11 protein-coding genes are annotated in these 15,111 nt (G+C 59.8%); 2 read left to right on the forward strand and 9 right to left on the reverse strand.

Annotated features, from left to right (window positions below):
• Window positions 1–8 precede the first annotated feature (8 nt).
• The 8 genes from EX00_RS21205 to EX00_RS21235 form a co-directional block, all read right to left on the reverse strand.
• Window positions 9–5,099, reverse strand: a complete 5,091-nt coding sequence (locus tag EX00_RS21205) for a helicase-related protein (protein ID WP_047462352.1) — start codon at window positions 5,097–5,099, stop codon at window positions 9–11.
• Window positions 5,100–5,199: 100 nt separating this feature from the next.
• Entirely contained in the window at window positions 5,200–5,805 is a 606-nt protein-coding gene (locus tag EX00_RS21210) for a DUF1419 domain-containing protein (RefSeq protein ID WP_047462355.1), read from the reverse strand.
• A 131-nt stretch (window positions 5,806–5,936) separates the two neighbouring features.
• Window positions 5,937–6,872: a DUF3991 and toprim domain-containing protein gene (locus EX00_RS21215; protein ID WP_047462358.1), complete on the reverse strand. Its 936-nt coding sequence runs from the start codon at window positions 6,870–6,872 to the stop codon at window positions 5,937–5,939.
• Window positions 6,873–7,044: 172 nt separating this feature from the next.
• On the reverse strand, window positions 7,045–7,227 hold the full coding sequence (locus tag EX00_RS21220) for a hypothetical protein (RefSeq protein ID WP_034482454.1): 183 nt from the start codon (window positions 7,225–7,227) through the stop codon (window positions 7,045–7,047).
• A gap of 772 nt (window positions 7,228–7,999) precedes the next feature.
• The gene (locus tag EX00_RS31180) at window positions 8,000–8,146 is read right to left on the reverse strand and encodes a DUF1127 domain-containing protein (protein WP_080753481.1); all 147 of its coding nucleotides are present in this window, start codon (window positions 8,144–8,146) and stop codon (window positions 8,000–8,002) included.
• A gap of 374 nt (window positions 8,147–8,520) precedes the next feature.
• On the reverse strand, window positions 8,521–9,978 hold the full coding sequence (locus tag EX00_RS21225) for a c-type cytochrome (protein WP_052210844.1): 1,458 nt from the start codon (window positions 9,976–9,978) through the stop codon (window positions 8,521–8,523).
• A 2-nt stretch (window positions 9,979–9,980) separates the two neighbouring features.
• The gene (locus EX00_RS21230) at window positions 9,981–11,627 is read right to left on the reverse strand and encodes a GMC family oxidoreductase (protein WP_047462361.1); all 1,647 of its coding nucleotides are present in this window, start codon (window positions 11,625–11,627) and stop codon (window positions 9,981–9,983) included.
• Window positions 11,628–11,629: 2 nt separating this feature from the next.
• Entirely contained in the window at window positions 11,630–12,211 is a 582-nt protein-coding gene (locus EX00_RS21235) for a sorbitol dehydrogenase family protein (RefSeq protein ID WP_052210846.1), read from the reverse strand.
• 265 nt (window positions 12,212–12,476) lie between these two features.
• Between EX00_RS21235 and EX00_RS21240 the strand changes: the two genes are divergently transcribed.
• Window positions 12,477–13,508 (forward strand): LacI family DNA-binding transcriptional regulator, encoded by a 1,032-nt coding sequence (locus EX00_RS21240; protein WP_047462364.1) that lies wholly within the window; start codon window positions 12,477–12,479, stop codon window positions 13,506–13,508.
• A gap of 134 nt (window positions 13,509–13,642) precedes the next feature.
• Here the strand turns inward: EX00_RS21240 and EX00_RS21245 are convergent, their stop codons facing one another.
• On the reverse strand, window positions 13,643–14,557 hold the full coding sequence (locus EX00_RS21245) for a LysR family transcriptional regulator (RefSeq protein ID WP_047462368.1): 915 nt from the start codon (window positions 14,555–14,557) through the stop codon (window positions 13,643–13,645).
• Between the two features lie 269 nt (window positions 14,558–14,826).
• On the opposite strand from EX00_RS21245, the gene EX00_RS21250 reads away from it, so the two are divergent.
• The gene (locus EX00_RS21250) at window positions 14,827–15,024 is read left to right on the forward strand and encodes a tautomerase family protein (protein WP_034482449.1); all 198 of its coding nucleotides are present in this window, start codon (window positions 14,827–14,829) and stop codon (window positions 15,022–15,024) included.
• The last annotated feature ends 87 nt before the right edge of the window (window positions 15,025–15,111 follow it).

Consider the following 15,111-nt stretch of genomic DNA (forward strand, 5'->3'; position numbering starts at 1 on the left):
AGCGACCGTCAGGCCGCGGCCCGATCGATGGCTTCCTCGAGCTCTCCCGTGGCGGCGAGGTCCTTCTCGATCTCGGCAAGTTGCTGCAGTTTCAGCTCGAGTTCGACGGCGAGTGCGAAACCTTCGCCGACGCGCGGTTTATAGGAGGCAAGACGACGCTGAGCGTCCGCCAACCGATACCGATAACTGTGCCGCTCGGCTTCGAAATTTGACAGAGCATGCTCCAGCCGCGAAACCGCACCGACGGGGGTGACCGTGACCGTCAACTCGATTTCGTAGTCGGCACCGCTTCGCTGAAGCATGGTGACATAACGATATCCGTCCTTGCCGAACCGCTCGCCCGAGTATTCCAGCTCAAAGCCGCCGATTGATGCGACGACGACATTGCCCTCCTGCTGTCGCTGAACCAGGGTCAGAATCTCCTTCATGAGCGCCCGGCCCGCCAGCTTGCGCTCGTCGAATTGAGCGCCGCCGACGTCCATCGCGAAGGCATTACCCGACGTCGGAACCAAGCGTTCGATGTCTTTGCCGATCTCATCGATGCGGCGATTCGAAACCTCGAAATCGCGCTCGGCATCGCGGATCTGCCGACGAATGGCGTGCTGATCGTCGACGTGAGCTGCGCGCAGGCGATCGAGCCGGGCGATTTCCGCTTCCAGCCCTGCCTTCTGCATCAGACGCGGATCGCCGGATGCGATGGCCTTGGCCATGGCGAACTGGTTCGCCTGCCCCTCACCCATATCCTCCAGCCGCCGGACGCTGGTATCGCCGGAAAGGGCGGCGGCAATGAAGCGAGCCTTGCGCTCGTTGTTCTGCCACATCGTGGCATCGAGCGAACCGAGGGTCGCGTAAGCGAAAACGTCGACCTCATCGTGCTGATTGCCCTGGCGGATGATGCGGCCTTCGCGTTGCTCGATCTGCGACGGCAGCCAAGGCACATCGAGGTGGTGCAGTGCCTTCAGACGTGCCTGCACGTTGACCCCGGTGCCCATGGTCTCGGACGAGCCGATGATAAAGCGGATCTTGCCGGCATTGAAGTCGGTGAACAGCCGCTGTTTGGCCTCGGATTTCTTGAAATCCTGCATATAGGCGATCTCGGATGACGGCACGCCCAAATGAACGAGCTGGTCTCGGATCCAGCGATAGGCGGAAAATCCGCGCGAGGCTTCGACCGAGATCGTGCCGAGATCGGAAAAGATCAGCTGGCCGGCGCCGGATCGATCGAAGGGCTTGCCATCCTTGCGCCGATATTCGGCCTCGCTTGTCTCCTGCCAGATGCGGAAGGCATTGCGGACAAGCGCGTTGAGCTTGTTTTCCTCCTCATTGTCGTTGGCGGGATCCACCAATCTGAGATCGATCGCCGCATGGCGGCCATCGGTGATGACGGAGAGCAGAATGTCGTCACCTGGCTTTGCCGGCCCGTCGCGCGTCTCGATCGCCTTGATCCGCGCATCGAGCTGTTTCTGGTAGGCCTTGAAGGCAGCGGTCGGGTCGGCGGTGACGATCTGGCGCTTGCCGCCCGAGATGTCCGGAACCTTGACGTAAGTGCGAAGGTCTGTCGGTAGCACGACGTCGGCGAAGAACCGGAACATCGCGATCAGTTCAGGGACATTGACGAACTGGCTAAAGCGCGTGACCGGCTTGTACTTGCCGGATGGCTGCAGTTCGAGCTCGGTTGAGGTGTCGCCGAAGGTCGATGCCCACGCATCGAACTCGTGCAGCCCACGCTCGGACAAGGCTGTCGGGTCCATCAGGCGTTGGACGGAGAACATTTCGCCGAGTGTATTGGTGATCGGCGTTCCCGACGCCAGCACCAGTGCCCGGCCCGGGTTCTTCGTCTCGATAAAACGGGATTTGACGAACAGATCCCAGGCGCGCTGCGAGCCGTTCGGATCGACGCCGCGCAGCGTCGACATGTTGGTCGCGAAGGAGAGCTTGCGGAACTCCTGCGCCTCATCGACGATGATCTGGTCGATGCCAAGTTCGGAGATCGTCAGGAGATCGTCCTTGCGGGTGGCGAGCGCCTCCAGCCGTTCCTTATGGCCTTCCTTCATCCGTTCGATGCGCTTGCGTGAGAGCCGGTCGTGACTGTCGACCCTAGTGAGCAAATCCTCGTAGAGCTCCAGCTCGTCCTGGATCATCTGCGCCTCGAAGGCGGACGGCACGGAGATAAACCGGAAGGCTGAATGGGTGATGATGACAGCATCCCAATTGGCGGTCGCCGCCCGCGACAGGAAGCGGTGGCGCTTTTCCTTGACGAAGTTGGTCTCGTCGGCCACGAGAATGCGTGCGTTAGGATAGAGCGCCAGAAACTCCCGGGCCGCTTGCGCCAGGCAATGGCCGGGTACGACGAGCATCGCCTTGTTGATAAGCCCGAGCCGGCGCTGTTCCATCACGGCGGCTGTCATGGTCAGCGTCTTGCCGGCGCCGACGGCATGGGCAAGATAGGTGGAACCAGACGATATGATCCGCCAGATGCCCCGCTTCTGATGACCGTACAAACAAAAGGCGCCTGAGGCGCCGGGTAGCTGGAGATGATCGCCGTTGAAATGCCGCGGCGCGATATTGTTGAAGGTGTCGTTATAGACTCGCGCCAGCCGGTCGGTGCGGTCGGGGTCCGACCAGATCCACGACTGGAAGGCAGCCTTGATCTTGGCGAGCTTCTCCTTGGCCGCTTCCGTCTCCACCGTGTTGAGGATCCGGCGCTCGGTGTCACCATCGCGGATCGTGTCGAAGATCTGCGGAACCGATGAATTCAAAGCATCGGACAAGAGCTGGCCGGCGTGCCGGCGGTGGGTGCCCCATTCGGTGTTGCCGGCGGCTGACCATTCCAACTGCCGGGCATTGACCGTCCATGTCGCCAGTTCCGGCAGATGATGAATGGTGATATCGGCCTCCATCGTCGCTCTGACGAAGGCAACGACGTCGTCGGCGGGAATCCAGGGGGCGCCGAGCCGAGCGGTAATATCCGATGGCCGCAGATCGGCCGGCTGCACGCGCTCCAGCGCAGTGACGTTTCGCTTGAATGTGGAATCGAGCGCCGCGGTCGCCTCAGCGATTGCTAGCTTCGACCGGACGGCACCTGACAGATAGGCGTCAGCCATAGCCCAAGCGCCCGTCGCCGGATCCTGAAAGATCGCGTCCCCCAGTTCCTCGATGACCTCAGCAACGTCTCGATGCAGAAGTTCGGCAATGTGATCGGGATCGACATGCCCGCGCTCGTTAAGAACGACGGCCAGCGCGTCGAGGGCGGAGGTGATCACCGGCGCGGGCGGTGGCGAAATCACTCGCTCAGAAAAGATCGGGCCAGGCTTGGCGGTATTGGTCTCGAGGTCATAGTCCTCGATCGAGGCGACCAGCCAGCAATCGGGATCATCGAGAAAGGGTTGCAGGTTCGGGCGCCGATGGGTTTCGCGGATTTCTCCAGTTTCCGGATCTTCCGATGTCGACACGGTGGTGAAATTGATCGGACCGAACTCGCGTACGAAGCTCGACCAGGCAATTCGCAGTGAGACCTGTGCCTGTTTCCATGGCTGATCGCGCTCCTGGAGCTTCAGGACACTTCGAACGGCGTCGCGGATCGGGATCAGCTTGCGGATGATCCGGGCATGTTTGGCAAAGACACCGTCGGCCGCCCTGCCCTTCTTCACCTCGACGGGAGCCGGCTGCCCATCGATGAGTTGCATGAGTTGGGTCGCCTTGCCGACGAAGTAGCTGCCTTCGCGAACCTTCGGATCGTCGGGCCGTTCAGCCATGGCATCGGCGACTTCATCCTCGAGTTCGAAGTCGACCAATCCGGCCTCACCGTCGTAGATTCGCGTCGGAAGCCGCTGAACCGCCTCCAACAGTGCGGCTTCAGTGTCGTTGCCGAGCGGCAGGCATGTGTAGGTTTCGCCGTATTGGCCTGTGACGATCGCGTGCTTCCCAAGCGCCATGCCCGGATGGTCGGCAAACCAACGATTGACGCGGATCGCTTGCCCGTCTTCAGCTGAACCCTCCACCTCGGCCAGATCGAGCCAGGCGTCATCACAGACGGGCTCATCCTCCCGGCGCTTTCGGAAGAAGAGTATATCGACGACGACATCGGTGCCGGCCTGCGCCCGGAAACTTCTCTCCGGCAACCGGATGGCACCGACCAGATCGGCCATGCCGGCGATGTGCTGACGCGCCCGGGCGTCGGCCTTGTCCATGGTGCCAGTGGACGTCACGAAGGCTGCGAGCCCGCCGGGCTTCAGCCGATCGATCGCCTTGGCGATGAAATAGTCATGCAGACGGAAACCGTACGCCCGAAAGGCGGGATCGCTGCGGACGATACGATCCGAAAACGGAGGGTTGCCAATGGCCAGATCGAAATGCGCAGGCAACGCGACCCGCACAAAATCTCCCGTGATGATCTTGGCCCGCGGCTGCAGCAGGCGGATGATGCGAGCCGTGACCGGATCGAGCTCGATGCCGGTCAGATGACTGGTGCGGGAGAGCGTGTCCGGCATCAGCGCTGGGAACATGCCTGTGCCAATCCCCGGCTCGAGCACCCGGCCGCCGGCAAATCCCATCCGGATGAGCGCGGACCAGATGGCGCGGACAATGAACTCGGGCGTGAAATGGGCATACTGCGTGCAGCGGGCGAGCGACGCATAGTCCGCGGCACTGACCGACGACTCGAGGTTGCCGGCAATCTCGCTCCAGTCTTCGCGAAATTGATCCTGGCCCGGCCGCCGGAACATGCCGTTGGCCAGTTCCGACGCACCGAAGCCGGTGAAGCGGATCAGCTTGGCCTGCTCGTCCGGACGCGCCGATCGATCCTGTCGTTCGATCTCTGACGCCATTTGGATCGCCGCGATATTGTCACGTGCCCGCTCGCGCCAGGAATGCGCGAGATTGCGAGAACCCTCCAGGCGAAAGTCGATCCGCGCCCGCATCGGGGTTTTGGATTTAGGTGTCGCCGGCACCGGCATCGCAGGCGCGGGCGTTGAAGGCGATGGGTCGTCATCAATGCCACTGCCGAAAGCGGTCGAGAAAGCAGAGACGCCAAGGTCGAAACCGGATGAAAGAGAAGTATTGCCGAATAGGTCGAGGGTGAAGGGATCGTCATGCGCCATGAAAAGCTCCTCTGGAGAAGGCGCGCCTCCGCTCGCTCACCCGGGAAGGAAAGTTGTCAGAGGCGGGATGAAGGGGATTGGATGAGGTGCCGGCTGCCCGTTAGGCAGCGACGGCTTCCGGCAGAAGCCGGAGCTGAACCGGCAACTTGGCAGCGATTTCCTCGTCGGTCAGATCGTCGAGCAGTTTCCAGATCTTTCCTTGCCCACCGGGAAAGACGAGCACGATCTGGCGATTGCGCAGATCGGCAGGGAAGCGGGCATAGGCATAGGCACGGAAGTCCGCGCCCGTCGTGCTCCAGATATGATCGAGCTTCTCTTGGGCGCTCATGGCGCGCACCGGGCGGCATTCCCGCTCAATGATCTCAGCCCGCATGCGGTCGGGCGAGCCATAGTCGCCCAAGTCGCAATAGCCGTGAAACCAGCGGAAACGGTCGTCGATCTTCAGTGCAAAGAACACGCTGGTGACGCTTGCCGCCTGGAATTCGCGCATGGCGAACATGTCGCCACGGATGAACAGCGGCGGCAGGATCTCAAGCATATGATCGTGGTTGGCCTCGGTGATTTCGAACCACTCGCCGGCATAGCGACGGCCTGAGAGGCGGTCATCGTCAAACGGCGACTGGCTGTGACGATTGAACAACGCATACATCTGCTGGCGGCTGGCGACGCCTTCGAACACTTTACGGATTGTCGGAGGATTTGACATCTGCGGCTCCTTTAAGGGTTTGGGCTGAAGCCTAGGTCATGTCGATCTCTTCTCCAGTCCTTTGATCACCCCTTCTCAGCCGGCGCCTCGCGGGCGGCGGGTCAAGGGCCGCTCATCGGGCGGGCGAAGCGTCACCCTTGATGCGTTGCGCGCGTATGCGGCAACTCCCCTCTCTCCCTCCTTTGCTTCAATTCCTCATTCCAGTCCTCTACGCGCGGCTTGAGCCGCGAGAAGTCGCAGCCGGCGGCATCCGCCATCTGCCGGATCCGGTCTGCAAAGACCTCGCCTTGAACGTTGTTGTCCGTCGCTGCGACAAGCTGCGTGTGTCGCTGGGATGCCAGGGTCTCCAGCGCCTGAGCGGTCAGCGGCGACCAGCCACCGCCGGTGCTCACATAGAGCGTGTCGCCTCTCGTCTCCTCGATTGCTGCAAGGCTCATCGCGTCGATCGCCGCTTCAGTCACGCAGATGCGCCGCGCCGTTGTCACACCGAACCGGAAAAGCTGCTTGGCGCCCCCGGTTGAAAAACCCCGCCAATCGGGTCCCCGCTCCTCCCATCCGATGATCTCACCCGAGCCATCAACGTGCTTGGCCCACGCGCTGCCGTAGGGGCCTTCGCGAAGCAGTTCGGCGTCAATTGCCTTGCGGACGACATGCCCGGGAATAGCCCGATGCCGCGTGAGATAGGTCCAGGTCGCAGACGAGCGCCCTGGGCGCTTGCGATGGTCCCATCGTTCAGGGATCGTCGCATCAATATTGAAGAGGCGCGCTGGCCGCTCCCAAGCCGGCAGGGTCGGCTGATAGGCGACGAGTTCGCAGACCGCCACAAGCGCTTCGGAAAAGCCGCCGCCAAGCAGGTAGTTTGCAAGCGCAAAGACGTCGCCTTTGGCGTCGGAGCGTGGGTCGAACCAGCCTTTGTCATCGTGAATGACGATGATGATGTCGTCCTCTCGCCGGAATTTCACGGCGCGGCGCGTGCTTTCTTTCAGATCGATGGCGAAGCCTTCGTGTTCCAGCATAGCAGTACAGCCGACACGCGCTCGCAGGGCTTCGATATCAGCCTTCTCCATGTTGACTACTCCTCTCTTCCCACTCTGTTTCTTGATCGAACGCCTCACCGGCGCGAAGACCCGAGCGCGCAAGGGCGCGGTTCTCAACTGGCAAAAGTGTGAGTAAAGCTCGCGGCGAAGCCTCCCTTTTGCGCGTATGGGCGCAAGCAGCACCCGACAGGGGGAAACCGGCTCAATGAGCCGGTCCGTATGCGAAGGGGTCGTATTCGTGGATGATGGCGTCTTCGTCGCCATCATATTCGGCGGAAGGCATGACGCCGATCTCTCCATCCACCTCAAAGAGGGTGACCGGAACCATCAGGGTCCGGGCAAGATCGAGTGCGTGGTTTTGAGCGAGGCTGAGATCGTGTGACATGTGCGGCTCCATCCGTTGGCGGGGCCGATCCCCGCTCGATGGCGCCCGTGTGTCCAAGCCCCGGCCGCGGTCACCTCGAAGGCGAAGGCGCAGAGGTCGCAGCAGCTGCGAACCCCTTGCGGGTTGACCGTCCAAGGATGGGACTGGATTAGGGATGCCAGACAAAAGAGCGGAGGTCGGAAACGCCAATGGGTGGAGCAGCCACGCGTTCGGCCCGGATCGCATCACCGCTTTGCGGATTAAGCGACCTGACTGCACCGCATACGACAAGTGGATGGAGCGCGAACTGTCTTTCAGCCGTGTGGCTGCTGTCGCTTTGGAATGACCTTCCCTGCCCCAAGCGTGACACGCATGAGCACAGGTGCCGGATGAAAAGAGCTGCAGCTCGATTTCAACCCATTGAGCGCGGGACACGCCCAGAAACGAAAAAGCCTGCCGCGGGAGGAGGTGCGGCAGGCTTTTCGAAAAGAACCGAACAGCGACTGGGAGGAGGAGTGCCGCCGTTCCTACAGACGTCCCTGGGAGGAGGAGCGGGCCGTCTGAAACTCGAAGCTCTGCGGGAGGAGGTGCATCACTTCGATGGAGCTAACCATACCCCAGACATCGAGATTTCATATAGCTTATGCTGCACTGCAGCTATGCAAGAAATACAGATCGGAAAAGCGCGGGATGAAGCAGGATCGAACTGACCCGCAGACCGGGGATCCCGACGCAAAAACGCCCGCGTCATCGGCGGGCGTCGAGCAGTCTTGGAGGCTATAAGTCCGTGCGGTTAGCGCGCGACCGATGCGCGGGCAACGCTGCGGATGTCGGCGCGGTCGATGCCGAGGTCCTGCAGTTCACGGCTGGACATGCGGCCAAGTTCGGTAACGGTCTGACGGAACTTGCGCCAGTTGTTGAAAGAGCGTGCTACGTTCATGATAATCCCCTTTCCTGAGGGCTTGATGACGTCAGCAACCTTCTTTGGCTCGGGCGTCGTTTCGATGATTGAGATATAGGCGTTTCAATCGATTTAGAACAGTGCCAATCCCTCATTCCACCCATGCGTCTTATGCACGGGTCCCAGGAATCAGCTCGAAATGAATGCAGTTCAACCCCTGAAATGATCGAACGCCGTCGGGTGCTTGATCAGCAGGTCAGCGTCCCGGTAGCGATGGTTCTTGTCCAAGCACAGGCCCGTTACAGTATCCAAGGATTTTTCGCTGAGTTTTGATTCCGGCCTGAATCACCCGACTACCGCCGACCACACCGCTGCGGTGAGGGGCGCCTTTGTCCTGAGCGGCAAAATGGCGGCTACGCTGCCGCCGATACTGCACGCCTCTTCCTTAAAGCCCACAATGCGGCAACCAACAGAACGATTACCACGACGGAGAGGATCACACTTAATATGTAGGGCTGAACGCGAGCAAGAAACGGCACCGGCCCACCGGCACGAGCGGTGGCGACATCCGCGAGCGTAACCTTGGTCGCCGGATTGCCGAAATTCATGAGCACATAGTTGGAGACATCGACGATCTGCTGGTCGGTCAGAGGCGTAACGAAGGACTGGGCACCGAAACCAGGCATGAGCACCTGCTTGCCGGCCGTTTCGCGATCGACGCCATAAAGAATGGTTGCCACGAGATTGGCGGGCTGACTGGCACCGGTCGCGCTGTTGTGGAAGAGCGACGGATAGGCCTGGTTTTCGCTACCAGCACCATCGATCTGATGACAGCTTGCGCAATAGCCGCTGTAGAGCTGCGCCCCGTCGCGAAGGCTGTTGTGCTCCGTTTGCGAATAGACGCCGCGAAGGCTGCTCTCTGAACTGACCGCTGCGCCGTACTCATAGGCGGCACGTGTGTCGCCAGGGTCGCGAATGGCTGGAACGCTCTTGAGATATGACGCCAGGGCATGCAGGTCGGCATCTGGCAGATATTGCAGGCTGTTCTGAACGGCCTCCGCCATTCCGCCCGCTGCCTGGTTCTTGCCGTCCGCATGACCCGTGCGGAAATACTGGACAAGTTCATCGGTGCTCCAACCGCCGACGCCGCTCACCGGATCAGACGTGATATTGGGTGCATACCATGGGCCGACGGCGCCTCCGGCAAGATAGCTGCCGGCACTTTCCCCCATCAGCAAGCCGCGCGGCGAATGACAGGAGCTGCAGTGACCAAGCGCGCCGGCCAGATAGGCGCCGCGGTTGATCTCCTCGGTTTTGCCTGGGTCCGGTTGAAATGGCGCTTTGGTGGAATAGAGCAGGTTCCAGAACGCCATCGAGAACCGGATATTGAACGGAAATGGCAAGTTCGTCTGGTTTGATGCCTTGTCATCGACGGGCTCGACGCCGTTCATGAAATACGCATAGAGCGCATGCATGTCGGCGTCGGTGATCTCGGCATAAGCGGTATACGGCATGGCCGGATAGAGATGACCGCCGTCTTTGCGGATTCCCTTGCGCACCGCAAGATCGAAGTCGTCTTCGGTGTAGTTGCCTATGCCTGCCGTCTTTGAGGGCGTGATGTTGGTGGAGTAGATGGTGCCGAGCGGTGAGACGATCGGATATCCGCCGGCGAACGGTCTATTGCTGTGGGGCACGGTGTGGCAGGCCATGCAATCGGCGGCAGTCGCGATCCCCCTGCCCTTTTCGACAAGTGCTTGTGGATCGCTGGTCTGGGCCCCGGCCTTTCCAATCCCCAGAAAAACAGCAGAAAGGGCGAGGAAGATAACTGCGCCTTGTTTTGCAAGGCTTTTTTGCCTGAAGATCTTTCGCATGCTCAAGCCCTCAGCGATTTGGAGATGTCGTCGGCAGCCTTGATGCCGAGCGCCGCCATGGTGAGGGTGCTGTTGACCACGCTTGCAGACGGGATTGCTCCGCCGCCTGGGATCCAGAGATTGGAGTGGTCATGGGTACGGCAATTGCCGTCGACGACCGAATCCTTAGGGTCGCTGCCCATGATGCAGCCACCCATGATATGGTTGTTGGCGTTGAGTGCCGTGGTGACATGAAAATCGGTGGCGTTGAAAAGCCTGCCGATATTCTCCAACTGCTTGACGGCCGCATCATAACCTTTGTGAACATAGTCTCCGACATCGTAGTAGACATCCGGACAGGGTATGCCATGCGGATCGAGCCGTGACTTGCTGAGCGTCACCCGGTTCTTCGGATCGGGAAGAGGTTCAAGGCTGATCGACAGATCGACCCCATGCGTCGTAAGGCGGCGAATTTCGGCGTCGAGCGCCGGACCGACAAGGCCCTTTTTCAGGGCTACCGACGTTGCGGTTGTGACCTGGGTGATATTGTTCAGGATCATCTTGTTTGCCGAATATTCCGAACGAAACGCCCCGTCGCGGGGTCCAACGATACAACTGCTTTGCGCTGGTCCACGCCCAATCCATAAAGGCTCCGGCGCTTGAAAGAAGCAATGAAAGCCGGAGTGATCCATCATGTTGCGGCCGACCTGGTCGGAGCTGTTTGCGATGCCGGCAGGATTGCGATCGTTAGCCGCGGCCAGGAGCAGGCGCGGCGATTCGAGCGCGTTGCAGGCTATTACGAACGTATCGGCGGTGACCTTGTGCGATTGATGCTGGCTGTCGTACCAGTGCATCGCCGTCACGCGGTTGTTTTCGTCCGTATCGATCTTGTAGACAACCGCTTCGGCGAGCACAGAGGCGCCCTTGGCTTCCGCCGCCTGCACGGAATGGATGGCATTGTACATCGCCCCAATCGGACAGATCGGCTGGCAATTATTGTTGCCGCAACAGGTCGGACGACCATTCCAGGGCCGTGTACTGCGGGCCTGCGGGATCGGTACCGAACGATAGCCATGCGCATTGACGATTTCGGCAAAACGCTTGTCCCCATAGCTCCAGGGCACCATGTCCATCGGGTAGGGTTTGCTGCGCTCGGACGGCGATTGCAGCATAGGATCGTTGGGGCCGGCGACCCCCATCGCTTCCTCCGCCCGACAGTAATAGGGCTCGAGCTCATCGTAGGAGATCGGCCAGTCCCGTCCGACACCATAGGCGGTGCGCATTTTCAGGTCGACCGGAAGATGCCGCCAACTGGATGCGGCCCAATGCCAGGTCGTGCCGCCAACGGTTTTGAGATAGCCCTGTTTGAAACCCTTGCCGTCCGGACCGGACAGTTCGACATAGTTGTTTTCCGGCCAATAAAGCGGCGCGGGCGCCATTTTCGATTGCGGATAGAGCCCTTGAAAGTCAGACCCTGCGCGGTTCTTGAACGGCATGTTGCGCCAGTTCTCCACGGCCTGACCACGCTCTATGCGCAGCCCAGCGTCCAGTAGCAGTACCGCGTAACCTTCCCCGGCAAGCTGCTCTGCAATCAGGGCGCCAACCACGCCGGAGCCGACAATCGCCACGTCAGCCTTGGCATCGCCATTTGTGAAAACGGGAGATTTCATCGTCAAAGCACTTTCGGATAGTTGTTGGGCATGGTGGTGATTTCAGGTGGCAGACCGGTCCACCACAAGGGCCCCTTGTTGCAGTAGGTGGGCACGGTCAGACCATCAGCAACGGGCCGGTACATCAGCGCGTCGGCGTAGGAGACGACGACGGGCCCTTTGCCTGTTTCGACGGTGCCGGTGTACCATGCGGTAATGATAGCGGTCAGAGTGTCGCCAAGCCCAATGGCAGATGCCGCGGCCTTCAGGGCGTCCGGCGAGCCCGTTTGCCCAACGAGCGGTACAATCTGAGCCAGGCGGCCTTCAAAGCCCGCATCATCGGCTTGCAGCGCTGCATAAATCCGATCCGCCGTCATTGGCGAGAGATCAGACTTCCCGGTGATCGCGCGGGAAACGTTGAGGAAGCCGGAGAGCCCACTGATCGGCGCCGCCGACCGGGCGCTCGCCGGTTGCCATGCAAACCCGGCAAAAGAGAAGGCGGCTCCCGCAAGAAGTGCGCGGCGAGTGATCGACGGCACGGTGGAAGTTTTGATGGAATTGCCTCGCCCTGCCAAAAGCGGGCCATCCTGAGACGTCATGGTCATGGTCGTTTCCTGTGAGAACGGATCGGCCGGGCTCCAAGACGAGCGGTCGTCCCTAAAGGCACGAATTATCTCCACTCCCGCCGCAGGTTGAAGCGGACGGGGTCAATATCAGCATTTTCGTTTTGATATTTAGATCGATCTAAGTCAAGTTCATTTTGCGTGGAATTTTGCTATCAACGTCGCGATGCGCTAAGCGCCGTGTTTCAGGACCTTGAAATTACGTGGATCAATGTCAGGTCTATTAACCTACCGTTGAGGAGCCCATTTGGCCTCGGATGACAAAAGAAAACAGCGGGTGACACTGATCGACGTGGCGCGCGAAGCAGGTGTATCGCGAGCGACAGCATCGCTTGTCATCCGCAATAGCCCACTCGCCGCGGTCAAAACGCGCGAGCGTGTGGAAGCGGCGATAGCGCGATTGGGTTACGTCAGGAATCTCACCGCGGCTCGCCTCAGGGCCAGCCAAACAAGAATGGTCGGGCTTATCGTTCCAAACCTGACCAATCCATTCTTCGCAGAGTTGCTGTCGGGAGTGGAAGAGATCATCGACGACGCCGGGTTGATCGTTATCCTTGCCAACAGCCATGACAGCGCTTGTCGGCAAAGTGCGCTGATGCGCAGAATGCGCGAGCACGGCGTAGATGGTATCATCCTATGCCCCGCCTCGGATACCGCGGGCGATTTTCTTGATGACCAGCGGGAGTGGCAACTCTCCGTCGTTCAAGTTTTGCGTCATATCACGCGATCAGTCGACTATGTAGGCGTCGACTACGCCGGTGGCATGAACAGTGCCGTGGACTACCTCGTCTCGCTGGGACATGAACGCATTGCATTCGCCATCCAGGGCGGGCTCCACTCGGCATTTGAAGAGCGTTCGCTTGCCTTCGATCGCGCAATGTCGCGACACAATTTGAATGCGGGGCCTGTTGTCCGTGTTCCGGAAACCTTGGCGGAGATAGCGCAGACCGCGGTGCCCCTTCTCTTTGCCGGGATGACCTTGCCGACTGCAACCATCTGCTTCAACGACATCGTCGCAATGGGTCTTTCCAGCGGACTGTATGACCATAATATCCGGGTCGGCCATGACCATTCCATCATCGGTTTTGATCATGTCAGGAATGGCGAGGCTATGCGACCACGTCTGACATCGGTGTCGACCTATTCTGACGTCGTCGGTCGCAGAGCGGCTCAAAGGCTTCTGGCAAGGCTGGAGAATCCCGACGGAGAGGTTGAATGGGACGTCATCAAAACAGATTTGTATGTTGGCGATTCCTGTGCGCCGGCTTTGAACTCATAGCTTGAAGATGATGGTGTCGAGCCATACGACGGCCTATCTCTAGGCCCGATGGTGAGCAACCTCGCGAGCTGCGCTTACCTGGAAGAGTAACGCACCGAATTGAGTATTTGGATGGGATACCCATCCTTGCGCTATTAGATTCCGAGGGTCCCGCGTCGTCCTTCTTCCACCAGCACCTGAACGACGTGCCTCACGCGCGGAAGCAGATGCTTGTTCGCAGGCCACACTGCGGAGATTGTGACGGCAACATCAGTGAACTCTTCGATCACCGCCACCAGCCTGCCAGCGTCGATGTGATCAGAAACAAGCGAACTAGGCATCTGAGCCAGACCCAGACCCGCAACCGCAGCGTCAATGATCGCAGCGCCGTCCCCGATTTCATGGGTCGGCGGCGGGGTGATGCGTGTGACCGAGCCGTCGGCCGATCGAACCCGCCAGGTATTCGGGATGTCCCTTCTGAAACCGACAACGCAATCGTGATGCTGAATGTCTTCGATCCTCGTGGGCCGGCCTCGCGCAGCCAAATAGTCAGGCGAAGCAAAGATTGTGGCCTTCTGTTCGGCCAGCTTGCGTGTGACCAGGCCATTGGTGTCCTTTGTCTCGCCGAACCTTATTGCAAGATCGACCCCTTCCTCGACCGGATCGATGATCCGATCCGTCAACGACAATGACAGGGTCAGCCCCTGATGCTGTTTTGCAATGTTGGTCAAGATCGGCAACAGGTATTGTCGTCCCCACGCCGACGGAGCATCGATGCGAAGCCGTCCCGCCACTTTCTGGTTCCTGGTGACCAGCGCGTCTTCCGCGGAGCCGATCTCCTCGAGTGCGTGCCGACAACTGGCAAAATAGGCCTCGCCATCGGGGGTGAGGACAAGTTTGCGTGTCGTGCGATGCAGAAGTTTCGTGCCCAATCGCTCCTCCAGCCGCGCCACGCTCTTCCCAACCGCAGACTTCGTTATTCCGAGTTTGTCGGCCGCGGCCGTGAAACTCAACAAGGTCGCCGCCTCGACAAAGGCGATGACGCCGCCAAGCTGGTCAAGTTGAGCCATTGTAGAAAATTCCTCTACTTATCGTAGCTTTTGAAACGTTTATCGGACTTCATGCATACTATAATCACTATCGAAGCGACAACAACGATGAGTTCGGGACCGACGTGCAACATCGGTGAAGATCGAGAAGGTTCAAAGCGGACTGCTTCGCTCTTCGCATGATCTACCACCTCGGCAGCTCGCGCCCTGTTGTCGGACCACGCCACGAGCCGAATGCTCGGCACTGTCGCTATGGCAGCAAATGGCTGCCGGTTTTAAAGGAGACTGAAATGCCTGTCGTACGCGTAAGCTGGTTTGCCGGTAAGGATGCAAAGGCCAAGAAGGCTGTTGCCGCCGAAATCACCGAGAGCATCGTCAAGAACACCGGTACGGACGCAAAATACATCTACGTCCTGTTCGAAGACATCGCACCGTCGGATTGGGCAGGGGCCGGCAAGCTGTTCGGTGAGGAACCGGAAAAATCCTGAGCCTCTCATCTTAAGCCCGGGCAACTTTCAATGATCGCTGTCCGGGCCAATAGACAGGGTCTGTCGCCGCAGACAATTACCCGCAAA

This window comes from Martinezella rhizogenes, assembly GCF_000799715.1.
GTDB classification, from domain to species: domain Bacteria; phylum Pseudomonadota; class Alphaproteobacteria; order Rhizobiales; family Rhizobiaceae; genus Rhizobium; species Rhizobium rhizogenes_C.